The organism is Paraburkholderia sp. CI2, assembly GCF_014201055.1.
In the GTDB taxonomy this organism is placed as follows: Bacteria; Pseudomonadota; Gammaproteobacteria; order Burkholderiales; family Burkholderiaceae; genus Paraburkholderia; species Paraburkholderia tuberum.
Map to the genome: position 1 here is coordinate 395,166 of NZ_JACHDL010000001.1, position 23,183 is coordinate 418,348.

Here is a 23,183-nt window from a genome sequence, read left to right on the forward strand (position 1 = left end):
CACCGTTCGATAAACCGCGTTCACCGACAAATTCAACGTGAACTAAGCGTGCTTTGCTCGCGCATTGCGCTATCATGTTGCTACAACGCACAAAAAGCGAACCCGCACATCGACGAAAGTCCGGTGAAAGACGGACAGCGTGGAATGACTCCATCCATTCGCAATCATTGCATCGAGACACAGAGTTTTTCATAGCGAACGTCAGGCTTACCGGCCTCGTTCGTCGCGTTGCGACATGCTGAAATATTTGCTGATCGAGACTCTCGGTTCGAGGGTCGGTTGTTCCAGCGGCCGTCTTTGTCCGAGGCCGTATTGCAATTCAGGGAGCAACGTTTTTTAACCCGGCACATGGCATTTCCGTCAATCGACAACCCCACCGCGGAGCGGCCCCATTCAGTCGGGCTCGATGCTTCGCAGCTTTTTCCCCGCAATCTGTCTTCGACAGCACGCTGCACGTTTTAGAAGGACGAATATCCTATGGACGAAAGGAAGCGAGATAGCATGATTGCGTATCTCCGCCATCGTATGGAAGAGTTTGGTATCAGACCAGAAGACCTTGCCGCAGCGCTGGCGACCGAGTCATTGGCCAAAAAGGCTGAGCGCTATCGCAATGCGACCGGAGACAGCTGGGACGGCAACGGCGAAATGCCGCAATGGTTGAGGCAGGCTATTAGTGCCGGCCAGAGCATTGAGCATTTCGAATTGGCCGCAAAACCGGCGCCCGCGCCCCAACCGAAAAAACAGGTGGACTGGTCGAATGACCCGTTCGCCGGCACGCGGCTCGGGCGCCCGAATAACCGCTAGGTGCAGGCCGCCGCGCTCGAAGGCGCGGGCACAATGGCTGCGGCTTCGAAACGAACCGCCGTGCCACGCACCGGTTTTGCGCCACCGCTTGCCACATTTACGGCATTCACCGTATTCCCCGCATTGACGGCATTCGCCGCATCGACGAGATTCGCGTGATTCGAGGCAGGCTGCGCATATTGCGGCAGCTCGATAAGCGCGCTGACCTGCCGGACGATCTGCCAGAAGGTCTTGTCGAAAAGACAGGCCTGCTCGTCAGCGGACCCGTGGCCGCCCGCGAGCGGATCGGTAATGGTCCAATAGACGAACGCCGGTGCACCGGGAAATACCGGCGCGTGCAGTCCGCCGACGAATTCGTCGAGCGCGATCACGATATCCATGCGCGGCGCCCATTCGCCGGTGAATTCGAGCCAGCTTTTAGGGCTCAGCACCGCGCGCCCGGAAATGCCGGGCCGCAATTGCGCGACCGCGAGTGGATGAAGGCGCGCGGCCGGTTCAGGGCCCGCGCTGAACGCGTCGAACCGGTGCCCCGCCAGTTCGCGCAGTAAAGCTTCGGCAATGATGCTGCGGATCGAATTATCGCGGCAGAGAAACAACACCTTATATTTTCTGGACACGCTTACCCCGTACCGATGTTTTTTTATTGGCCTCTGGGCGGAATTGTGCCGCTCCAGTCTTGCGCCCCCGTGACACTACGGCATCTTTATTATTTGCGCCTCGGGATTCGCACCAGGTATCTCGACTCACGGGCACAGAGCACAACTTTGCGAACGATGGGCAGTGTACCAGTGTCCGGCCCACTGTTTCAGCACCCTGTCAATATTTGCCAGATCAACCGACGCTGCCGCCGGCCCGCCGGTCCGGCACGATGGGCCTGGCCCGGTCGCCGTCGGCGGCGGGTCAGAACTTCAGGCTGTTGAGGAACTGAAACCACAGGTTGCCGAGCGCGCCGGCCGGATGCATGTCGCTGACGGTTTCGTCGCGCTTCGCATGGTTCTCGCTTCTGGAAGGCTGCGTGTGGTGAGGGGCGGTTTGCGAGGCCGCGCCGGTGTCTTGCGCGCGGTCCGCCAGTTCGGGCTCGGACGCCTCGGCTTGCGCCGCTTGCGCGCTCTTCGCGGTCTTTCCCGCGCGCTGGGCGTTTTGCGCGGCGTCCGCCTCGTCGCGGCGCGCGGCCTGCAACGCCGCGACGCTGTCGGCGATCTGCGCGGCGCGCTGCGGTTCGCATTGCCGCCCGAGCAGCACGCCGAACAGCACGTCGCGATTGTGGCCCTGGTCGGCGAAGCGGATCGCGATCGACACCATCTCGGCATACGCGGCTTCGTCGGCCGCACGCGCCGCTGCCTCGCGCTTCGCCTGCGCGCGTTGCCGACGCGTGTGCTGCGCCTCCCACTCGCGCATCTGCTCGGTGTAGACCGCGTCGTAGACGTTGCGCTGCTCGGCATCGGACAGGATCGCGTACGCGTCCCTGATTTCCTGGAACGCCGCGCGCGCCACGTCCTCGGCACCGTGGTTGCGGTCCGGATGCCACTTCATCGCGGCTTTCCGGTAGGCCCGCTTGATTTCGTCGTCGGTGGCGTGCGCGGGCACGCCGAGCGTCTCATACAGGGTTGCCATGCTGGACTCGATCTCGCGAAAAATCACTGCGGGCATCGTAGCATGCTAAAAGCGGCGTCATCGTGACCCGGCCTCCACGCAGGCACGCGCATGCCGGCATTGCCGCGATGGCACGGCGGCAGATCGTCCTCCAACGGCCCACGAAAAAAAGGCCCCACCACTTGCGTAGCGAGACCGAGTCCCATGTCTAAGGAGATGTCATGGAGGAGATGAGCCCATCTTACCGTCAGACCCGCACGCGCCCAACCAACGGTTCGCCATATGCTTATCGGCCGCGCGCTCACGTGCATTGCAAAGCGCCCGCCGCGTCGAGCCATGCGACTGCGAGCCATGCGACTGCGAGCCATGCGACTGCGAGCCTGGCCTGCGCACCGAGCCCCGCCACCTCCATCGCCGCTGACGGTCGTCCCGCGCGCGTCCTGCACGCGGTCTGAATACTCCCCGGGCACCGTGACGCCGCCGCAATCGCGCGCGGCGCCACGCTTTGCGCCGAGCGACCGTGCGCCACATAACAGACACCGTGCCTCCACGCGAATAGAGTCACCGGACACAGCGACTTCGATCCAATCCGGGCTTCTGATTACCACTCCGGCCCCGCGCTGATCTGCTTTCGACGAAAGATTGGTTCAACCGCTGCGCAGCGCGCCCTACGCTTGACCTGCCCGCCGCTTCACTCACCTATGGCAACGACAGGGCCGCGCCACACGCATTGGTATTCCGCACGACATTCGCGGGCACACAGACAAGTCAAGATCATGAACTCACACATCCGCTACAAGGGCTACGAGGTCGAAGCGGCAACGCAACCGCTCCCCAACGGATTATTCGCCGCCAATCTGACGATCGAGCAGCGCGACGAGAATACGCGCAAGGCTTATTCGTTCGACGCGCTCGACTACTTCTTCGACGAAGAGCATGCGCTCGCCTACGCGTCGGACTGGGGGCGTATGTGGATCGATAATCACCAATAAGGCGATCCCGGAGCGCATCGATGTCGATGACAGCGAGCACGACACGCGTTGCGCATCGCCCGGCATCGGGTTTGAGGCGGATGTGCCAGAATAGGTGAACCCTTGCGTTCGCTGTCTGCCCGTGTGAGCTGTCCGCTACTTCGACGGATGCAGTCGAAACTCGCGCCGCCCGCGACGCACCCATCGATACGGAGACGCCGGTCATGACATGGACCGTCGACGCACAGCTCGCGCTCAGCGCGACACAAGCGGTCGAGGCGCTGCAATCGGGCCGCCTCAAAGCCGTCGACTACGTCGCCACCCTGCTCGCGCGCGCCGCCGCGCTCACGCACCTGAATGCGCTCACCACGCTCGACTTCCACGGCGCGCTCGCGGCGGCGCAGCGCATCGACGCATTGCCGCCGGCTGAGCGGGCACGTCTGCCGCTCGCCGGTTTGCCGATCGTCGTCAAGGACAACATCAACACCGCAGGTCTACCGACGACGGCCGGCACGCCCGCGCTCGCGGGCTTCGTGCCGAACACCAACGCCCCATCGGTGCAACGCCTCGTCGACGCGGGCGCGATCGTGCTCGGCAAGGCCAACATGCACGAACTCGCGTTCGGCATCACGAGTACCAACCTGTCCGCGCACGCGGGGCCGGTGCGCAATCCGTACGATCCGTCGCTGATACCGGGCGGCTCGTCGGGCGGCACCGCGGTGGCGATCGCCGCGCGCATCGCGCCCGCCGGACTCGGCACCGACACCGGCGGCTCGACCCGCATCCCGGCCGCGCTGACCGGCACCGCGGGCTTGCGTCCATCGGTCGGCAATGGCGGTGCCGAGCGGCGCTATCACGACCCCAACGCGGTGGTGCCGATCAGCCATACGCGCGATACCGTCGGGCCGATGGCACGCAGCGTCGCCGACCTGGCGCTGCTCGACGGCGTGATCACCGGCGACGGCGCGTTGCCTGCGATTGCGCTCGACGGCTTGCGCATCGGCTTGCCCGCGCCGCTGTGGGATGCTCTCGAGCGACAGGTCGAGGACGTCGCGCGCGCCGCACTGCAAAAGCTCGAAGCGGCGGGCGTCACGTTCGTGCCGGTCGCGATGCATGAGCTGGAGTATCTGAACGGGATGGTCGGCGGTCCGCTCGCCATTCACGAAGCGCGCGACGACGTGCTCGCGTGGTTGGTCGCGAATCGAGCGCCGGTGCAAACCGTCGCCGCACTGGCCGTGCGCATCGCGAGCCCGGATGTGCGCGCGATCTACGACGACGTGCTCGCCGACGTGCTCGGCTCGCACTACTCGGCGGCGCTCAACTACTGGCGACCACGGCTGCGGAACTACGTCGCCGCGACGTTCGCGAATGCCGGTCTCGACGCGTTGCTGTTTCCGACGACGCGGCTCGTCGCGGTACCGATCGACGATCTGAACGGCTCGTCGACGGTCACGATCGACGGCGGTCCACCAATCGATACGATGGAAGCGTTCCTGCGTAATACCGACCCGGCCGGCACATCCGGCATTCCGGGGCTGTCGCTGCCGGCGGGTATCAGCGCGAGCGGGCTGCCGGTCGGCCTCGAACTCGATGGGCCGCTCGGCTCGGACAGGCGCCTGCTGGCCATCGGTGTCGCGTTCGAACAGGTACTGGGAACGTTGCCCGCGCCGGTGCTTTGAAGCCCGTGTTTCACGTGCGCGCCATCAGGTTTGTGCTTTAATGCCTGCGCGTTGCAGCCCGCATTCCGACGCTTTGCCCGCCCGAACCTCCTCTTAAGCGACGATGACGACCCCCGCCACCGCCCTCTCATTTCGCGGCCTCGTACGCCGCGTCGTTCACTTGAGCGCCGTGCTCGCGGTCGCTTTCGCCGCCAGCGCCTGCGCGCGCCTCGCGACGGTCGATTCCAACGCGCTGTGGAAGATCGTCGACATCCGCTGCGTGCCGTCGCAGCAGGCCACGGGCACACCGGGTCAATGCACGGTCGTCGATCTCGACAAACGCTACGTCGTCCTGAAGGACATTCTCGGCCGCTCGCAGTTTCTGCTGATGCCGACCGATCGCATCACCGGCATCGAAAGTCCGCTGATCCTCGCGCCCGATGCGAAGGACTACTGGCGTGACGCGTGGGATTCGCGTCATTACGTGCAGCAAGCGGTCAAACGCGAGTTGTCCGACGATCAGCTCGGCCTCGAAATCAACTCCGAATCTCGTCGCTCGCAAAACCAGCTGCATATCCACATCGACTGCATGCGGCGTGAAGTCAGCGCCGCGCTCGCCGATCACGCTCACGACACGCCCGGCGAGTGGCGTTGGGAGACGCTCGATGGCGAGCGCTACAGGATCATGCGGGTGAACTCGCTGAGCGGCGCCGACAACCCGTTCCGGATCGTCGCCCGCGACAATCCTGATCCGGCGACGATGGCCACGCAAACCATCCTGGTTACCGGCGCGGGACCGTCCGCGGCTCGGGATGGCTGGCTGATCGTCAACAGCGGTATCGACATCGAAGGCGGCAGCGGCACGGCCGAAGGGCTGCTCGATCACGCGTGCCGCTTCGCGGACGATCATTGAGCGTTTGCCGAACACGCAGAATTCGCGCCCGCTTTTCCACGATTGCGCAGATGCATTGCTCAATCAAACGGTTCGGGCGCACAGCGTTGCCCCGTACGATCGGTCTGAACCTGCGAGTCGCGACCGCGATTGGCGCGACGTACCCGCATGGCTCGCGCGATACACGATCAGATCGAGCGGCTCAAGGCCGGCATCCACCGGGCCGGAATTGGCCCGCACCAGCATGCGAGCAACGGAGTCAGCGCCGGCCCGCGCCGTGCAAAACCAGCAAGGTTACGGTTTTCGGCGGCAGAGTAAGGTGCAATTGGCCGCTCGCATAGTCGGTGTCGTGCAGACGGGATAAGGCATTGTCCATCAGTTGCCAGGTCTGGGCTTTGCCTTGAGTCACATCAAAGTTGTTGATCGCAATGGTGGCGTCAGCCGGTTGATCAAGCTGCTTGTTGATCACCACGATGGTCATGACGCGGTCGTGATCACGCACGGCGGCAAAAGACGAGACCCGATCCGGGTCGGGCTGCGTGTCGGCGATGCTGGTGGTGCCAAAGCCCGAGCCCTGGCCATCGTAGTTGCGATAGAGCTTGATCGCCTTGTAGACCGGCATGTCCCGATTCAATGTGCCCCAGCGCGTGGCAATGTCCAACCCTTCCCGGCCAAAGATGCCCAGCACGTCGGCCTGGGCCGTGGCGCCGTTCATGGTCGTATCGCCGCCCCAACTGTATTCCGTCAGCGCGATCGGCGTACCAGCGTAGTAATAGCTGTCGACCCACCGCCGCATCAACGGAATCAAGGCCACCACGCTGTTGATCCAGGTCGGATCCTTGTAGCTCGTATCCCACAGGTCGCGCGTGGAGCGGTTACGGGCGAGTTCAATGGCAGGCGTTTCAGCCGTGGCCGCATTCTGGTTTTCCTTGAATTCTCCGCCCTGCGGGTAAAAGTGCAGGCTGAAAACGTCGACAGGGCGGCCGGCCTGCTTCCATTGCGTGAGCAGCCATGGGACGTAGTCCATGCCTCGCGTTTCGTTTTCCCTGTCCGGCGGATTGCCCTGACCGTGCGCGGCGAAGTACTGCTGATCGAAGCCGCTAAAGCGATACCCGGTCCAACCCCACTCTTCCGGCGCCACGACCCGCGCGCCCGGGTCTGCCGCCTTCACGGCGTGCGAATAGGCGATCACCTTGTTCGCTACCTCGCTGGCATGGGCGCCGATGGGATGCATGTCGCGATGGTTGAGTTGCCACAGACTCGGCTCATTGTCCATCAGGTAGTAATGCACACCGTCCGAGCCGGCACTACCGGATCCACGCATGAGTTGCCTGACGCGCTCCTGCTGGCTCTGCGGATCGTCCAGCAACGAAGCATCGTCCGGGTCGTTCCTGATAGGGGTGCCGTCGGGTGCGATGCCGTTGCCCGCGTCAGACAAACCGTGAGCGTCGACACTCTGCTGCTTGCCGTACCTGTTGACCGAAAAACTGACGAGCGGCTTACCGTCCTTATCGAGTCGCGCTACCCTGCCGATCATCGGGATGGTCAGCATCGGTAAAGCGTGTCCGTCACGGGTAAGCGCCGCGAAACGGTCGTTATATTGGTAGATGTCCTTTGGATCGGTCGGCAGGCTTTCGAAAAACCAGTCCTGGCCCGTGTTGTGAGCGTCGACCCGCCAGTTGTAAGCCGAAGCGGTGTTGCCGCCCGAGCGGTTGATCGGCACGCGCAGATCCCGCAGGATTTCCGCCGTCCCGAAGTTCAAGCCATAGATGAGCGGGCTGATTGGATGCCGGTTGGCCGCGGCATCCACCGTAATGATCACCGGCAGCGGCGCAGCCATGGGCAGATCGGCGTAGAGCAGCGCGCCCGCCCCTAGCATCATCGCCATCAAGCTATGGCAGTTAAAGTGTCCTGGCTTCGACATGCGGAGTCCGTGAGTCTATGGCGCTGGATTTCGGCACGACGACCGTATCTTCCGCTTCGAGCGGCGACTGCAGATCCCGTTCGTCCAATTCCCAAACGACGAGCCTGGGCGGCGTCTGAGCATAAGCCGGACTCGCGAAATAGGCGCGCGCCGAGCCGCCGAACTTGCCGCCCTCGCGTGCGAAATTACCCACGCCTGTTCCGAGTGCCAAAGCGAGCTGAGGCACGAAATCGGACGTCGTCGAATAAGAAGTGCCGATCACGGCGATGCCAGGCAGATCGGCATCGCCGAACAGATCGTCGGCTGACGCGGCCGCCTGAGCCTGAGGAATGTAGTCACGGCTGGCCGCAATCTCAGGCCTCGGCTGCCAGGACGGCGGCAAATCATCCAGGCCGGCCAGACGCACAAGATCGCCGGGCCGCCGGCCGGGAGGCTTGTCTGTGACGCGATAGTCGGGCTTGCTCGAACCCAGCGGGACCCCCATCGCACGGATGCGCTGCGCCACGGCCTGCGCCGCGGCACCCGCGCCGCCCTCGGTCCAGTGCGTGTCAGTCCGAAAAAAAGCGCCGCCCGGCGCGCCACGCAGCGCCGGACTTAGATCCAGCACCTGCACGCCGTCAGCGGTCAGACGCGAGGTCCACTCAGCGAGACGCGCACCCAACGAAACCGGTCGATACAGACTGCACAGATGTTGCGGCTCGATACGCGACTTGTCGGGCACCACGACGACCAGCAACGCGATACCGTGCCTCGCCAGCTCGCGCCGCACGGCGGCCACCGTGTCCGCGCGCGTGGCGAGATGACTGTCGCTATCGGCATACACGCTGAGTTCGTCGCGCAGGAACAACCAGCCCGGGCAGCCCTGGCGCACGCGCGGCCCCAGATCGTGCAGCGTCAGCCAGCCCAGCGCACGCTGCGCGCGCGCCGCGTCGGCGGCGATCGGCGTATCGGCCATGCGATTGGCGAGTTCTTTCGATACCGCACCGTCCAGAATGCCGGCCCGGGTCACGGCATGAGGCAACACCGATTCGGTCGTCGACGCGAACCTGAGATTGGAAAGCAGGCCCGCGAACAGGAAGACCATCAGGATGACGGCAGCGATCTTGCTGGCGCGCGAGGCGGGTAATTGAGGTAGCGGCTTGGGATCTTCCATGGCGTCAGAACTGGAAGTAGAGGAAAGGCACCGCGCCGCGCGCGACGATCAGACCGAACGACAACAGAAAACCCGCTAGCGGCCACCCCGCCTGCCATAGCTGCCGCAGCGCCGTGTCGGGAAGGCTATCCCAACGCTGTTGCCAGAGCGGCAGCAGCACGCACACGATGCCCAACCCGGCAGCCAGAGCGTGCACGGGCCGCAGCAGCACGAGCGTCGCGTCGCTCAAGCCGATGCCATTCAAACCGAACTGGCCGCGATACATGGCGAGCGCGGCAGGGAAACCCGCCGCGCGAAACAGTGTCCACGCGAGCATGACGAAAACCAGCGTCAGCACGTGCGATAACCAGGACGGCATGGTCAGCATATCGAACCGGCGCCAGAGGCGCGCGACCATCAGGGCGATGCCATGAACGAGGCCCCACAGCAGGAAGTTCCAGCTATCGCCGCCGTGCCACAGGCCGGCGATCGCCATGGTCAGCAACAGATTGCGGCAGGCTTGCCACTCACCGTGGCGGTTGCCGCCCAGCGGGATGTACAGGTAATCGCGTATCCAGCTCGACAACGACAGGTGCCAACGGCGCCAGAAATCCTGAATGCTGCTGGCAAGGTACGGATGGTTGAAGTTCTCGGGAAAGCGAAAGCCCAGCATCTGCCCCAACCCGATGGCCATGGCGCTGTAGCCCGCGAAATCGAAGAACAACTGCAGCGTGTAGAAACCGCAGCCCAGCCAGGCGTCGGCCAGCGTGGGCGCGTGCAACGAGAAGATCGCGTCGACCAGCGGCGAGAGTGTGTCGGCCACCAGCACCTTCATGCTCATGCCCACCATGAGCCGCCTTGCGCCGGCTGCAAAACCGTCCCAGTCGACCTCGCGCGACACCAGCTCGCGCCTCACCCACGCATAGCGAATGATCGGCCCCGCGATCAGATGCACGAACATCCCCTGATAGGCGCCGTAACGGATCATGCTGCGATCGGCCGCCACCGTGCCGCGCTGCACGTCGATCAGATAGGAGATGGATTGCAGCACGATGAACGAAAGCCCGATGGGCAGCACGACGTGTCGCCAGGGGATGGACCCTGCATGGCCTGCCCCCAGCACACTGTCGAGACTATCGACCACGATGTTGGCGTACTTGTACCAGCCCAATATCAGGACGTTGACGACGATGAACACGGCCAGCCAGCCACCGCGTGCACGCTGGCTCGGCGCCCTGTCTATGACCATGCCGCCGAACCAGCCCCAGAAGGTCAGCGCGATGAACAGCAGCAGAAAGACGGGGCTCCACCAGCCGTAGAAAAGCCAGCTGCAAAACAGCAGCACGCCATTGCGCCAACGCGCGGGCAACGCGACGTAGATCGCCAGAAAGGCCGGCAGAAACAGCGTCAGGAATTCGAGGGACGCGAAAACCATGCATCGTTCTCAATCGAAAAAGATATCTGGACCGACGCGCCATCGCGAAACACACCGAACCCCGCTCTGCCCGTCGTAACCAGATGAAAAACGGGGAACAGCCGGAAATCGGCGATGAGCGGCGTCGCTTTCAAGGAGGAGGCGCAAATGCGATCAGTGGCTCACCGCGTCGTTCGCCATGAAGATGCGCGAATGCGCCCCGCCCGGCACGAGCAACACCGTATAACGCTGCCCCGCCGCGAGCGTACCCAGGCTGAGCGGCTGCCCCACAGGCTGGCCGCCGCAGACCAGCTGCACCGAGAGGGCGACCGGGTTGACCTGGCGCCGCCTGGCTTGTCCCACAGCCACGCCGTCGAGCAGCACGATGTCGCGACCCGGCACTTTCAGCGTGGGTGTCGCGCAGCCAGCGTCGAGGTTGTAGAAAGCCACCGAAGCTTTGAGCGCATTGAAGTCGTCGGGTTTTTCGCGGACCGTCACCGTATGCAGGCCACCCGCTTTATCCGCGCCATCGAGCGCAACGATGCTGACGAACTCGCCAGGCTGCACCGTCGCCGATACGTCCTGGTGCGCGCTACCGGCTCTCAGTGTGCCGCCCACCGGTTTGCCGGCGGCGATCGGAAGGAAGTGAGTGGCCGGGTTCGCGGCGTCGAGCGTCAGACGCGCTTTCGACCCCGCCGCGCTCACGTCGACCGGACCCGAACCGCCATCGACAAAACGCACGAACGACGAGTCCTCCGCGGGACCGCTCGGGTATAGCGGAATTTCTGCGGCCATGGCCGGCTGCACGGACAAACCGAGACCGGACAGAGCGAAGCTGGACAACAACAGGGAGGAGAGGAAATTTTTCATTCTTTTCTCAAACGGGAAACCTGGGCAGGCGCAGCTCGAAGCCCGGCGCGTCATTTCTGCGGAACGACAGGCAGCTTGACCAGCGCCTTCATGATGTCCGTGCCCCAGTACTTGTAGCCGGTCGTCGTCAAATGCTGACCATCGACCGTCGCCCATTCGCCCGGCCTGGAAAACGTGAGCGAGTCGATGTACTGACACGGCGCGACATTGGCGGCGAGGAAAGACGACAGCTGCTTCACACGGGCGAAGCTCTTCTGATACTTGCCGCCCTCGGTGCCCCAGACCGGCCCTACCCAGACGCAAGCCGTCTTGTTGGCGGCCAGATCTTGCGTCAGCGCCGTGACCTGCTGCCAGGCCCAGGCCTTCGGGAAATCGTCCTTGCCGTATCCGCCGACCGTGTCGCCCTGGACGATGATGACGAGCTTGGCCTTGTTCGCGGCGATCAATTGATCGACGGGTTGGGTCTTCGCGTTGTGGTCGATGACCAGGGGCGCCTTGCCGTTACGCTCGGCGCCACCGCATGTGCCGGGCACGGACTTCACCCAATCGCCAGGAATACTGCCGCAGACGCCGTAGGTATGCACCTGCGCGCCAGCGGCGATCAACTGATCCTGCAACGTATCGATGAGATAACCGGGTTCGCTCAGATGGCTATCGCCGACTATGAGAATGCTGAGACCAGCAAGTACGGAAGCAAGCATGACTCTTCGACTCCTGAAAAAATAATCAATGTCCGATCGATCAGTATGGCGGGCTACTGATCGCTGTAATGCGACTGGTAAGGGATGACCGGCATATCGAGCGCCTTCGTCTGTGGCGCAAGGGTATAGCGCAGATACAGGCCCGCCGCCCACTGCCGGTAGCTGGACGAGTTGTTGGCGCCCACCGAGGCTCCGCCAGTCAGATGATTGGTGAAGCGGTATTCGGCCGTGGCCAGCAGGTTGTAGCCGAAGCCGGTCGAGGACTGGTCGGGATGGATCGCGCCGTCGGCGAGGCCGATCATCGAAGCCGCTGAGACTGCTGCGGCCTGCAACCCGCTGTCGGTCGGGAAATACGGCGAGCCGGCCTGGTGGTAGTACTGCACACCGACGGCCCCTTGCAGCTTGTAGGTCCAGCGCTCCGAACGCTGCGCCCACGTGAGCGGAAGGTTGAACGCATAGAACCGCTGCGGGCTGAAGTAGCCGCCGTTGCCGTAGGTGAAGTTGTTCGCGTTGTGGTCGTAGATCATGCCGCTCAGGTTCACGCCCGCGCTCAGCATGCTGTTTTCCGTGCGCAGCAGGTACCAGTACGTCCCGGCGCCGACCTCGGCACCGACGTTGGACTGGACGTTATGACCGTCCAGGTATTTCGCGGAACCGTAGCCGTAGACGCCGTAGTCCTGATTGTCGAGGCCGATCGCACCATGCACGCCGGTGGCAGTCACGCCACCCCAGCTCAAGCCGGATCGCGAATCGGTCGAGCCAGCAAAAGACGTGATGCTGTCCGTCACGGCGCGGCGCGACACGCCCACGTTGAACCAACTGCCCTGCCCGGCATCGATGGAGTTCCTGAACATCACGCCGCCAACGACATTGGTGTACTTGAAACCCAAAGGCGTGGTGCCGATGTCGGCCACCCAGTTCCCGGTCTCGTAGCCGAGACCCAGACCGACGCCGTAGGCGGTCTGTTTGCCCGGTGCGGCGACCTTGCCGGCCTGCTGCGCCCGGGTGGCGGCCGGGCCGCCGCCGAACTGACTGGCGCTGAAGACGTCGGTACCCAACGTGCCGCCCTCGAGTTCAACCGGCGTCACGCGAATGGAAAGCTTGCCGTTGTCGACCGGCAGCACCCCTTCCAGAGCTTGCTGCACGCTCGTCAACTGACCCGTACCGGGCGCTGCGTTGTTCGACGAGACGAACAGCCCACCTCTGACTTCCGGTGAACGCTGCGCCCGGAGGTCGCTGAGTTCATTACGCATTTCCTCGAGCGACGGCGAACCGTCCTGAGGCTCGCTCACCGCGACCATGTCTTGCGGCGCCAGGCCGCCGACCGGCGTGCCCGCCACGGTTGGCAGAGCGGATGGACCAGAGGACGAGCGCTCGCGCGCAGCCGTGGATGTCACGGTCGAGGCAGTCGCGCTCGCCGCGGTAGCAGCCGGAGCAGCAGCGGGCCCGAAACCCGGCTTCTGGTTCGCCAGCACGCAATCCGGCGCTGCGGGTTGCGGGGCGAACGTTTCGGCAGCGGGCAGGCGACGGTGGCGGACCTGACGACGATGACCGTCGTCGTCGTGGACGAAGGGATTGCCCGCCACGTGGACGTCTTGCGCCTTCACGCCGAGCCGCTTTTCCTTGGCGTCAATGGCGGATTCCAGCAGCGACTGCGCTTCGCGGGTCTTGCCCTGCATGACGTAAATGCGCGCGGCGCCGGCCAGCACGTCGGGATCGTTGGGCGCCTTCGCAACGGCCTCTTTCAATGCCGCATCGGCAACGCTGTTCTTGCCGGCCTGCACTGCCGCCATCGCGACGCCCAGTTGCAAACCCGGATTGTTGGGGTCGTTGACGAGCGCCTTCTGGTAAAGCGACAGTGCCTGGTCATACTTGTCATCGGCGGCGTACATGCGCGCGAGCGCGGCCGTGGCGAGGCTGTCGTCGGGCCGCTTCGCGAGGATCGGCGCCAGCGTGTCGTAGGCCTGCGCGAGGTCACCTTGCTGACGTTGCTGGTCAGCCAGTCGCACGGTGTAGAGGTAGTTCAGTTCGTTCAGTTGCCGGCGCTGGTCCGCGGTCAGCGTCTGGCCGTGCAACTCGCGCATCGCGAGCCCGGCCTGGACATACTGGTTGGTCTTGAGCAACAGGCCCAGATAAGCCAGTTGCACATCCGGGCCGCTGCCCTTCAGACCGTTAGGCATCAGCCCGTGCATCAGGCTCATGGCGCGCGGCGTGTTGCCCGCGTCGACATACGCCTGCGCCAACGCGCCCACCTTGGCCGGGTCTTGACCCGCCGCGGGTTCGAGCCGCGCCAGCACACTGCGCGCATCCTCCAGATTGCCTTCGAGCGCCGTTTGCGAGGCTTGCGCCACGACCACCTGAAAATCGATCTGCTGCGCCGTCGCAACCATGTTCGGCGTGCGCGAGGCGGTGGAGATGCGCGTCATCGTGTCCTGCGCGCGCGTCCAGTCGCCCATCTGCATGGCCAGCAGCGCGCTCGCATAGAGCGCGTCGGGATTGTCCGGGTTCGTGACGAGCAGGCCGTCGACGAGTTGCTTCGCTTCGTCGGCATGACCCTGTTTGAGATCGTAGCGCGCCAGCTCCAGGCGAATCCACGGGTTGTCGGGCGCGCTGCGCTGGGCGTCTTCCAGAATGTGCCGGGCCGCGCTCAGATCGCCACGCTGCGCGGCGGCATCGGCCCGGCCGGCGGCGACGGCGGCGCGCAGCCGATCGAGCCCGCCGATGCCGGCCTTCTGTTCGGGTGACATGCCGTCGATCAACTTCTGGGCCTCATCGGCGCGTCCCGTCTGCGCCAGGATATCGATGAGGCCGCTCGCCGCCTCGCGGTTATCGGGGCTTGTCGCCAGCACGTCGCGGTAGCCCTTTTCAGCACGCGTCAGATCGCCCTGCGCCGCATCCAACCGGGCCGACGCATTGCGCCCGCCCGGCTCGGCTGGATCCAGCCGCAGCGCCTGATCGAGTTCGCGTCGCGCGGCGGCGAAGTCGCCCACGTTTTGCGCGCCCTCGGCCTGGCTCACCAGCAGCCAGTAGCGCGCGGAATTGAGGGCCTTGGCCCAGTTCGCGCCCGCGCCCGGACGCGACACCGCCCGCGACAGCAGCGTCTGCGCCTGCGCCAGGTCGCCTTGCTGCATGCGCACGAGGCCCAGTCCCCCCAGCGCATCCGTGCTGTCGGGTTTGTCACGCAGCACAGCGGAAAAGGACTGCTCGGCCGTGGTGATGTCGCCTGACTTGAACGCGGCGAAGCCGCGTGTCAGTCGTGCATCCACGACCGGACCGGCCGGTGCGAGCGGATGCGGCGCCAGCATCTGATGACGTATTTCGTCGTCGTCCGGATGCAGCTTCAGATAGTCTTCAAACCACGATCTGTTTTTCGGCGTGGGCGTGACCCAAGTCAGCACGGAGCGCCAGACTTCCGTCGCTTCGCCGCCGATGTCCGGACGAGCGGCAAGCTTTTCCAGAAGGGCGACACCCGCCGCGCGATCCTGTTCGTCGCGCACCATATGCTGGGCCAGCGGCAACATGGTGTTCGGATCGTTCGGCGTCTCGGCATTCAGGCGCTCGAGGCCCTGGATGGCCTGATCCACACCGCCATCCGTATAGCCGAGATAGCTGTAATACTCTCGCGCCACACTGCCCTGCGGCGCTTTACCGCCCAAGGCCTTGTTATATTCGGCGATGGCCGCCAGCAACGCGGCCTGATCCTTCTGGTTGACGGCGTCTTGCGCCATCTGGCGCGCCTTGGCGAACGTGGACTTACCCGGTTCGACCGCGAGGCGCAAGCTCTGCTCGAGCAGCGGCACGAAGCGGCTGCCCGGCGCGGCCGCACGAAGTCTGGCCAGATACCCGTTCGCCGCCGCGAACTGCTGCTTGCCGACGGCGATCGTGCCCATCCCATACAGCGCCTCGGGCTGCTTCGGGTCGCTCAGCAGCAGTTTCGACCAGGACTGCGCGGCCAGATCGGGCTTGTCATGCGTTTGCCAGTAGCGGCCCTGTTCCAGCAGCATGTTGGACGTAGCATCCTGCGCCCAGCCCGGGTGGCCGACCGATGCGACCATCAGTCCGAGAATCCAGGCCCGGTTGCGGCTGCGTCTGACTGACATGACTTTCCTTGCTTATGATTGTTGCTGCCGCGATGCCCGCAGCCGCTCACGGGCTTCAGCGTCGCGCCGGGCCTGGCGGCGCCGCAAGAACGAAAACAGACCAACCGCGATCAGCACGAGCGCGATGATGCCCAGCGCCTTCAGCACCCACGCGAGCGACAGGCCGAATGAAGCCAGCCACCAGTCGAGGCCGCGCCAGATGCCGAGATGCCCGACGTAGTAGGTATGCTCGCTCACGAGCGAATCGACTTCCGTGCCGCGGATGGACACGAGGCTTCCCTGGATGGGCTGCTTGCCGGAGTTCGGCGCATCCAGCAACGCGGAGACCGCATCCTTCAGGCCGTCGGGCTGATTGCTGGCCAGCATGACCACGCTGCGGCCCGGTTGCTTCGGCGATTCGAAGCCTGCGAGCACGGCGCTCGCGCCCGGCCCCGACCAGGCCAGCGACAGGCGGCGGGGTTCGGCGTCGAGGCGCGGGTTGGCATGGAACCAGCCCAGCACGCGACCCGGCAGATCCGATACGGCGAACTGCGCGCTCTGGTCATACGCCGCGGGCATGGTCCGCGCCCAGTCCTTGAGCCAGGTTTGATCCGCACCCGAGGCGATCACGAGCAGATCCTTGTCGGACGGCATCGCGTCGATGCGCTGACCGCGCAGCACGGTGACGCCGCGCGCCGGATAGCCGGTCGAATCGCCCATGCGGCCCATCACCGCCAGATACGTGCTGTATTCCGGTGTGCCCGCGTTGGGGCCCAATACGACGTCCGTTCCGGACAGGTCGGCCATGCGCGTGAACGGGAAGCCCGCCTGGGCGAACGAGGCCAGGTTCGGCATGGCGATGTAGTGCGGATACTGCGACAGATCGATCGTCGATTCAGGATCGACCGCGCCGCGCACGTTGTCGATGATGATGTCCCGGCACTCGCCCTGCTTGATGTAGTCGTACATGTAGCGGAACTGCAACTGGGTATTCGGCTGCAACAGCGCCTCCAGCGGCACGTCCAGTTTCGCCTGGCGCGGCAGGCTGCTGTCGGGCAAAACTTCACCCCGCAGCTTGCTGCCGCCCTCGAGCCGTTCGAGCGAGAGCAGCGGAATCGACTTCATGAACTGGTCACTGACGCTGAACAGCAGCGACGAATTGACCATATAAGGCTGCGGCGTATAGCGGTAATGCAGGTCGATCGGCACGTTGGGCGCGTGCCAGCCGAACAGGTCGGGCGGCACGCGCATATTGATGCGGATCAGATCGGGGCTGTAGCCCGACACCTGCAATTGTTTGGCGTCGACGAGTTCGCCCAACGACATCGGACGGTCGGTGCGCAGCCAGCGCGGCGCATCGTACGGCTTGCGCGGCGCGAGCTCGGCGAACCGCGTGATGAGCGCGCTCGAACCCGACAGCGTCTGGCTGCCCATGACCAGCGTGTCGGCGGCCTGCTTGAGTTCCTTGCCGTCACGGCCCATCACCAGCAACAGCTTGCCGTTGGGATCGTTGGGGTTGGTCACGACGGCGAGAGTCGGACCTTGCAGCGGCGAGCCCGCCAGGCTCGCTTGCGCCGCGCTGTCGACGATGACGACCGCGTTGCCCCTGGCAGGCACGGTAGAGATCGATACCGGGAATTGCGCGCCGCGATAGGTCGCCAATGCGCCGAACCACGACGACACGGCGCCGGCCGCTTCCAGCGCGGCCGTATCAGGATTGCCGGCGAACACGAACGGCAGGTTCAACCGGCGAATATCGTGCTCGTCGAAGAAGGGTCGCGGCAGGCGAGCCAGCTCGCTGGCCTGCGCCAGCGGCTGGGTGTCGATGCTCAGCGTACTGTCGTTGCTGATGTTGGCCCACAGGCTCGAATGCAGCGGGTCTTCGCACTGGTTGGTGTAGTGGCCGATCAGTTGCAGACGCAGCTTGCTGTTCGCGGTGAACAGATACGGCGGCAGCGTGATAGTGCGCTGCAGGTTGGTGCCGGAGGTGTTTTTGGGCACGTCGATCGATGCCGCCACCTGATCGTTGACCAGCACATTGATGTGCGACAGATCGGGCAGCAGCGCCGGCGAATAGGCATAGCGCAGGTTCAGTCGCGCACCTGTGACGACCCGATCGTCGCGCACGCCGACCGGCAGCGTATTGCTGCCGTCGACGCCGCGCAGGTTGAGCGCGTATTGCGCGCCGAGTTGCTGCAGCGAATAGGTCACCGTCGAAGAAGCCGCGGTAGCGGCTCCGGCGTCCGGCGCGGACTGCAGCGGCGCCGCGTTGCTATCTCCCGTTGCCGGCGGCGCGACCGGGTTGGCCGCGCCGCCGGCCGAAGCCGGCGCGTCCTGCCGCGCAGCGGCGGCAGCCGCCGCTGGTTGCGCGGCCTCGGTTACCGTCGATGTGACAAACACACAACCGAGCAACAGTGCCGGCCATACTGGTTGCGCAGTCATGCAACGCGCAAGGCGTGCCCGGGAGATGTCAGGCCGTCTTCTAAACATGAGAACCTCTTCGTCCTTCTTCACGTTGCGATGTCTGGGGAATATCCAGGTCTAATCGATTCAGGGCACGCCGGTGCAGAAACACGCCGCCGAGCAAACCTATGAGCGCGACGCTGGCGAGCGTCGCCACGAGCAGCAGCAGGATGTGGCTCGCGAAGAACCATTCGAGCGCGAGCCCAGGCGGCAAGGACCCGATGAAATAGCTTTGATCGTTGCTCAGCGTGGTGAGCGTGCCGTCATGCACGACCACGAGGCTGCCGCTGATCTTGTGGTCCGGACGCTTGCTGATGAGGTAGCGGTTGGCTTGCAGCACGTCCACGACAGCGTCGAGACCGTCCGGCGTATTGCCCGCTACGACCACCGCGCTGCGGCCGCGAGCCAGCGGCGACTCGAGTCCCGCCAACATGCCGTCATGGTCGTCGCTGCTATACAGTGCGGCGATGGCGGCCTCGCGTTCAGCCTGCGCATGCCCACCCGTCAGCTTTTCCCACCACGCGGCGATCCAGCGGTCCGATGAAGCAACCGGAGCGAAGAAGCCGCGCGGCAGATCATCACGCCATGCTTTGAGCAAGGGCTGGTTATCGCCCGACGCCAGCACGAGCAGGTCCTTGCGACGCAGCGCGTCAACCTGTGCTGGATCGCCCACCGTCACGCCCAGTACCGGATAACCCGTGGTTTGACCCATGCTGCCCATCAGCGTCAGGTAAGCGGAATAGTCGCCAGCGACCGGCCGTGCGGGCAGGATCACCGCCGTCCCGGACAGATCGGCCATCCGCGTGAACGGAAAGCCTGCGTCTGCGAAGGCGCGCAGATCCGGCATGGCTGCGTAACGCGGCAGTTGGGAAATGTCGATCGTCGAAGTCGGATCGATGGCGCTCAGGAGCGGGCCGCCGGGCACATCCTCGACGTGGTCTTGCGGCGCCACGGACTCGTAGCGATAGTCGAATTGCAGCGTCGTCAACGGCGGCAGCAGATAGGTCGGAACGCGTATCACCGCATAACCGTCCGACGCGTCGCCTGTCAGCGGCAAGGTCTGCAGGGGCGTGTTGCCGGCCAGCACACCGAGCTCCGAGCGCGTTGACTCCGGACGGGCCGTATAACGGTAATGCAGGTTCAGCACCGCGCCGCTGTTGTCAAAACCGAACAGACCCGGCGGCAGACGCAGGTCCACATTGATCGCCCCAGGGCGAAAGCCCTGCACCGTCAAGCGGTCCGCCGCTAGCATCTCGCCCAACTGCACCGGGCGGTCACCCGGCAGCCAGTTGGGTGCGTCATCAGGCTTGCGCGGCACCACGGAAACCGGGGTGTCGATCTTGACCCGAGAGCCCGACAGCGTCTTCGCGCCAAGCACCAGCGCGGTCGCGGCCTCGCGGATCTGCGCGTCGTTGCGGCCCATGACCAGCAGCAGCTTGCCGTTAGCGTCATTGGGGTTGGGCACGATGGCCAGCATCGGCCCTTCCACCGCAGGCAGGGTCAAGCCCGGCACCTCGCCCGGCAGCGCGAGCACCACCGCATGTCCATGCGCGGGTATCGCACCCAGGCTCGCGGAGAAGTGCGCACCGCGATAGCCCGCCTGCGCACCCAGCCACGAGGTCACGATACCGGCCGATTCGAGGCGCTGCGCGCGAGGCGCTTGCGGCAGCACGACGGGCAGGTCCACCCTGCGCACATCGCGCACGTCGAGGAACGGCGCGGGCAGTTGCGACAGGTCACTGGACAGGGTCGCCGGAACCACGGTCAGTTCCAGCGCACTGTCCGGCCCGGGCTTCAGCCACAGGTCGGAACTCAGCGGATTGTTGCCCTGATCGCTCGCCTTGCTATGCGCGATCAACTCGAGGGTGAGCTGGTTGAACCCGGACAGCAGCGACACCGGCAGATCCACACTGATATGCGCCGGCGTCCGCGGCGCCGGTTCGGGCAACGCTACGGTCGCCCCCACGACGCTGTTGAGCAACACCTTGAGATGCGAAAGCGTAGGCAGCAATGTGGACGAGTAACTGTAGTCCAGCACGAGCCGCGCGCTGACCACGCGCTCGTCGCGGCGCAAACCGAAGTCCATGCCCGTATAGGCATCCTCGCCGAGCAAGGTCAATCCCTGCTCCGCGTTTTGCCGCAGCAGCGGGATCCGGTAGGTATACGCGTCGGCCGGCGCCGCCGCGCTGAGTTCCGGGTGCGGGCCTTGGCGCACGGCATCGACCGGGACAGCCGACGCGGCCAGCACGTCGCCCGCTCCGAGCAACAGGACCGAACACAACACCGCGCCCAACCGGCGCGCGCTCGTCAAGGAGCGCAAAAGCGACAGGTAGCCGACACTCACGATTGCTTTGTTCCCAAGTCGCTTGCCGGGTCTGCGGACGAACGGCCAAGGCGCTCACGCCCACCCAGGAACAGATGCCGGAACAACTCCCCGAAGCCGCGCATGCCGATGCCGAGCACCTCGAACAGGCTTCGCAGCGGCCTGTCGGGACGATATCTGCCCCATGAGGCGATCCAGCTGTCGGCGCGCGAAAACGTCGCCCCTATCCAGGCGCGCTCCTGAGCGATCGTCAGGGTCGGAAAACTCACGCCGATGGTGCGTCCGCGGCACACCTGCACTTCGGCCGGGAAAACGTCCTCGTAGTCGTCGCGCAACACCGCCACCGTGATGCGATCGCCGTGCTCCGGCAACGGTGCGCCCTCAGGCAGCACCAGCCCCAGACCACCGTGCGAATAGTCGCTGGTCTGACAGTCGACGCGAGTTCCGTCGGCGTGAATCACGGCGGCCGGCAGTTCGATCTGGACCCGCGGAGCGAGACGCAACTGTCTCGATTCGCTCGCTACGCCCGCGGCCGCGCTGAGGTTCATGATGTTGTAGGTTACCCATACCAGGTTGAACAGAATGCTCGTCGCTTCGGGCCAGCCCGGACTGCGGATCAGACCTGCGACACCCACCATGAATCCGCTCAGATTGATGAGCAGCAGAACGATGTAGGGCCGGGCCATCGCCCAGTCGAGGAAGGACTGACGGATCACCCCGCCCTTGGACGTCACGTTGAAGCCTTTGCTGCCTGGAAAGAGTACGGCTTGCAACGCGGGCAGAATCACGTACCAGGCCAGTACCGTTTCGTAGACTTCGCTCCAGAACGAATGTCGGAAACGCCCTTGAATGCGCGAGGCGCCGAGGCTCGAAATGACGAGGTGCGGCACGACATAGGCCAGCACCATCAGCGCGGAAGCATGAAAGACGTGCGCGCCAAAGAACAGATACGCCATCGGTGTGATCAGAAACACGATGCGCGGCAAGCCGAAGAAAAAGTGCATCATCGCGCTCAGGTAACACAGACGCTGTGGCAGTGTTAGCCCTGCGATCAACAGCGGGTTGAAGCGACGGAATATTTCCGCCATGCCTCGTGCCCAGCGTATGCGCTGACCGACGTGACGCCCCAGACTCTCGGTGGCGAGACCCGCTGCCTGAGGGATGGCGAGATAGGCCGTGTTGTAGCCCCTCGTGCTCATCTTGAGCGCGGTGAGCGCATCTTCCGTGACACTTTCCGTCGCCACGCCGCCTACATCCTCCAGCGCTGACCGCCGCAGCACCGCGCAGGAACCGCAGAAAAAAGCGGCATTCCACAAGTCGTTGCCGTTTTGCAGCACGCCGTAAAACAGGTCACCCTCGTTGGGCACCTTGCGGAAAGTTTCGAGGTTGCGCTCGAACGGATCGGGCGAGTAGAAGACGTGCGGCGTCTGCACCATGGCCATCTTCGGATCTTTCAGGAACCAACCCATGCAGACCTGCAGGAACGAGCGCGTGGTGACGTGATCGCAGTCGAACACTGCGATGTACTCGCCGCTCGTCCTGGAGAGTGCCGCGTTGAGATTGCCTGCTTTGGCATGCGCGTTGTCCGGCCGGGTCAGATAATCCACGCCAGCCTGCTCGCAGAATTGCCGGAATTCGTCACGACGGCCGTCGTCCAGCACATACACGCGCAGCTTGTCGGCCGGCCAGTCGAGCAGCGTGGCGGCCAGCACCGACTGCCGCACGACCTGCAGCGGCTCATTGAACGTGGGAATGTACACATCCACCGTCGGCCATGCCGAGCTATCGGCCGGCAATCGCGCAGGCCGGCGATGCAGAGGCCAGAGCGTCTGAAAGTAGCTGCACAACAGCATGAGCACCGCGTACCCTTCGGCCAGCAGCAGAAGGCAGCCAAAGGTCATGTCGAGCGAGGTGGTAAAGGACAGCGTCTGCGTCACGCGCCAGTACAGGTAGCGCAAGGACATAAACACCGACAATGCCACCAGGGACACCGTGATGATCCTGCCGCGAATGCGGTTCAGCAGAACCGCGACGACCATGCAAAGGATGCCAAACGTCCATTGCTTCGACACGGCCAGATTGACCGTCATGGCAGAAGTGAACAACAGCGCGGCCAATAGCGTCACTGCCAGCCGCAGCCAGTTCGACGCCCATAGCGGTGTCCCCGCTTCCAGAAGTTTGTCGTCCCAACTTCCGGCATGGTCCGTGTTGCGCGTTTGCCGCCGCGGCTCCGTCTTGCTCAGCCTACGTTTGATCTGTGCCATGAAAAGGTCTTCTAGCGCGTGCGCCGGTTCGGCACGACGCGCAGGTTCGCGGCCACCGTGGTTTTAACCAGGCCGTCATTGACGGAAAAGACTGT

15 protein-coding genes are annotated in these 23,183 nt (G+C 64.5%); 4 read left to right on the forward strand and 11 right to left on the reverse strand.

Features of this window, described 5'->3' with window-relative positions:
- The first annotated feature begins 477 nt into the window (after positions 1-477).
- On the forward strand, positions 478-804 hold the full coding sequence (locus tag HDG32_RS01850) for an H-NS family nucleoid-associated regulatory protein (protein ID WP_184062750.1): 327 nt from the start codon (positions 478-480) through the stop codon (positions 802-804).
- Here HDG32_RS01850 and HDG32_RS01855 read toward each other — a convergent pair.
- On the reverse strand, positions 801-1,421 hold the full coding sequence (locus tag HDG32_RS01855; protein ID WP_184062752.1) for an arsenate reductase ArsC: 621 nt from the start codon (positions 1,419-1,421) through the stop codon (positions 801-803). The two genes, HDG32_RS01850 and HDG32_RS01855, sit on opposite strands and share 4 nt — an antisense overlap.
- 283 nt (positions 1,422-1,704) lie before the next feature.
- On the reverse strand, positions 1,705-2,418 hold the full coding sequence (locus HDG32_RS01860) for a J domain-containing protein (protein WP_184062754.1): 714 nt from the start codon (positions 2,416-2,418) through the stop codon (positions 1,705-1,707).
- Between the two features lie 755 nt (positions 2,419-3,173).
- On the opposite strand from HDG32_RS01860, the gene HDG32_RS01865 reads away from it, so the two are divergent.
- The 3 genes from HDG32_RS01865 to HDG32_RS01875 all read left to right on the forward strand — a co-directional run bounded on the left by HDG32_RS01865 (position 3,174) and on the right by HDG32_RS01875 (position 5,939).
- Complete coding sequence (locus tag HDG32_RS01865; RefSeq protein ID WP_184062756.1) at positions 3,174-3,389, forward strand: transcriptional regulator; 216 nt, start codon at positions 3,174-3,176, stop codon at positions 3,387-3,389.
- 203 nt (positions 3,390-3,592) lie between these two features.
- Positions 3,593-5,047 (forward strand): indoleacetamide hydrolase, encoded by a 1,455-nt coding sequence (gene iaaH, locus HDG32_RS01870; RefSeq protein WP_184062758.1) that lies wholly within the window; start codon positions 3,593-3,595, stop codon positions 5,045-5,047.
- Positions 5,048-5,150: 103 nt separating this feature from the next.
- Positions 5,151-5,939: a CDP-diacylglycerol diphosphatase gene (locus HDG32_RS01875; RefSeq protein WP_184062760.1), complete on the forward strand. Its 789-nt coding sequence runs from the start codon at positions 5,151-5,153 to the stop codon at positions 5,937-5,939.
- Positions 5,940-6,177: 238 nt separating this feature from the next.
- Here the strand turns inward: HDG32_RS01875 and HDG32_RS01880 are convergent, their stop codons facing one another.
- From HDG32_RS01880 to bcsA, 9 genes are all read right to left on the reverse strand, one after another.
- Complete coding sequence (locus tag HDG32_RS01880) at positions 6,178-7,842, reverse strand: glycoside hydrolase family 44 protein (RefSeq protein WP_184062762.1); 1,665 nt, start codon at positions 7,840-7,842, stop codon at positions 6,178-6,180.
- Positions 7,820-8,995, reverse strand: coding sequence for an alginate O-acetyltransferase AlgX-related protein (locus HDG32_RS01885; RefSeq protein WP_184062764.1), 1,176 nt, complete (start codon positions 8,993-8,995; stop codon positions 7,820-7,822). Before HDG32_RS01885 ends, HDG32_RS01880 begins: the two co-directional genes overlap by 23 nt.
- Positions 8,996-8,999: 4 nt before the next feature.
- The gene (locus tag HDG32_RS01890; protein ID WP_260335491.1) at positions 9,000-10,343 is read right to left on the reverse strand and encodes an MBOAT family protein; all 1,344 of its coding nucleotides are present in this window, start codon (positions 10,341-10,343) and stop codon (positions 9,000-9,002) included.
- A gap of 219 nt (positions 10,344-10,562) precedes the next feature.
- Positions 10,563-11,258 carry an alginate O-acetyltransferase AlgF gene (locus tag HDG32_RS01895; RefSeq protein WP_260335492.1) on the reverse strand — a complete coding sequence of 232 codons (696 nt, stop codon included), beginning with the start codon at positions 11,256-11,258 and terminating at the stop codon, positions 10,563-10,565.
- Between the two features lie 50 nt (positions 11,259-11,308).
- The gene (locus HDG32_RS01900) at positions 11,309-11,959 is read right to left on the reverse strand and encodes an SGNH/GDSL hydrolase family protein (protein ID WP_184062768.1); all 651 of its coding nucleotides are present in this window, start codon (positions 11,957-11,959) and stop codon (positions 11,309-11,311) included.
- A gap of 53 nt (positions 11,960-12,012) precedes the next feature.
- Positions 12,013-16,059 carry a cellulose biosynthesis protein BcsC gene (locus HDG32_RS01905; protein WP_184062770.1) on the reverse strand — a complete coding sequence of 1,349 codons (4,047 nt, stop codon included), beginning with the start codon at positions 16,057-16,059 and terminating at the stop codon, positions 12,013-12,015.
- A 12-nt stretch (positions 16,060-16,071) separates the two neighbouring features.
- Complete coding sequence (gene bcsB / locus HDG32_RS01910) at positions 16,072-18,480, reverse strand: cellulose biosynthesis cyclic di-GMP-binding regulatory protein BcsB (RefSeq protein ID WP_184062772.1); 2,409 nt, start codon at positions 18,478-18,480, stop codon at positions 16,072-16,074.
- A 40-nt stretch (positions 18,481-18,520) separates the two neighbouring features.
- Complete coding sequence (gene bcsB, locus HDG32_RS01915; RefSeq protein ID WP_184062774.1) at positions 18,521-20,845, reverse strand: cellulose biosynthesis cyclic di-GMP-binding regulatory protein BcsB; 2,325 nt, start codon at positions 20,843-20,845, stop codon at positions 18,521-18,523.
- Entirely contained in the window at positions 20,842-23,088 is a 2,247-nt protein-coding gene (gene bcsA / locus HDG32_RS01920; protein WP_184062775.1) for a UDP-forming cellulose synthase catalytic subunit, read from the reverse strand. The genes bcsB (HDG32_RS01915) and bcsA overlap by 4 nt, the downstream gene beginning before the upstream one ends.
- Positions 23,089-23,183: the final 95 nt, after the last annotated feature.